At 70.5% G+C, this 1,330-nt stretch carries 1 protein-coding gene and 1 pseudogene; both read right to left on the reverse strand.

From position 1 onward, the window contains the following. Window positions 1-366, reverse strand: a pseudogene (locus U9980_RS15370) (DUF2437 domain-containing protein); the annotation flags it as partial. Between the two features lie 58 nt (window positions 367-424). Next, the gene (locus U9980_RS15375; protein WP_416210283.1) at window positions 425-1,327 is read right to left on the reverse strand and encodes an MBL fold metallo-hydrolase; all 903 of its coding nucleotides are present in this window, start codon (window positions 1,325-1,327) and stop codon (window positions 425-427) included. Window positions 1,328-1,330: the final 3 nt, after the last annotated feature.

The following is a 1,330-nucleotide window of genomic DNA, read 5'->3' on the forward strand; positions in this document are numbered from 1 at the left end:
GGGGACGTCGTCGGCGGGGCCGAGGATCGCGTACGGGTTGGTGAAGTAGAACGCGGGCGCCTCGTACCACTGTTGCGGGATCGTCGGGTCGGGGCCGGCGAGTTTCGCGACGCCTTCGACGTGCCGTTCGAAGGTCATGAAGTCCCGGACGGTGGGCGGATCCGGGATCGGCGCGCGCAGCCGGACCTCGGTCAGCGGACGAACCGTGGTGGAGCTGGACAATGCCTGCTCGCCGGCCTCCCGCAGGGCGCCGCGCCGGAGCAGGTCGAGCATGGTGACGCCGGGGGCAAGTGCGTGGACTTGGCCGTCGTGGTCGAGGACCCCGACGCGGTGGCCACCGTCCTCGGCGTAGGTCACGAAACGCATGGGCTCGCCGTCCTTCGCTGTCGTCGCGTGTTTGTCACCGTCGTCGCCCGTTCGTGGTTCACAGCGAGGTGTGCATCGGGTGGCCGAGCCAGGCGATAGCGTCGCCGAACGCGGCGACGGGGTCGAGATCGCGGCCGGCGTGGTCGGCGTAGACCCGGTGCAGGTTGAGCACGATCCGTTCCGCGTCCGCCCATCCGGCGAATTCCCCCAGATCAACCTGCCGGGCGGCTTGCAGCGGGGTGAGATCGCGGGACATCCCTTCCTCGGCGGCGTGGAGTACCAGCCGGTAGTACTGTCGGTGTTCGGCGAACACGCGCTCGACCTGCGCCCCGGCCAGCACGGGGCCGTGGCCGGGGACGACGATCCGGGGGTGCAGGGATTCCAACCAGTCAAGTGCGGCCAAGGCGCCAGGCACCGACCCCATGAACACCAGCGGGGTGAGCCCGGCAAAGACGAGATCGCCTGAGAACAGGACTTCGTCCTCGGGTAGCCAGGCGACCAGGTCCCCGGTGGTGTGCGCCGGGCCGCCAGGGTGCAGCACCTCGACCCTGCGATCACCGACATGAACGGTCAGCCCGGAGTCGACGGTGAGGTCCGGCAGGCGGCGGGTCACCGGCCCCCAATCGGGCACCGGGGACCACAGCGGCGGGCAGCCGTCGATGACGGGATCGACCCGCAACCCCTCCCTCATCCGCGCATGCCCGATGATCACTGCGGCGGACGGCAGCAGGCTGTTGCCGTAGGTGTGGTCGCCGTGCTGATGGGTGTTGACCGCCATCCGGACCGGTACGCCGCCGGTGGCGGTGTCGAGGGCGTCAAGGAACCGGCGGGTCCGGGCGGCTGAAGCGCACGTGTCGATCACCAGCGCGCCGTTGTCGCCGACGACGGCTCCGGCGTTGTTGACCCACCAGGACCCGTCCGGCTGCACCCAGGCATGGATCCCGGGGACCACGTGGTGCAGCCG

This window comes from Protofrankia sp. Cr1 (assembly GCF_963555865.1).
In the GTDB taxonomy this organism is placed as follows: domain Bacteria; phylum Actinomycetota; class Actinomycetes; order Frankiales; family Frankiaceae; genus Protofrankia.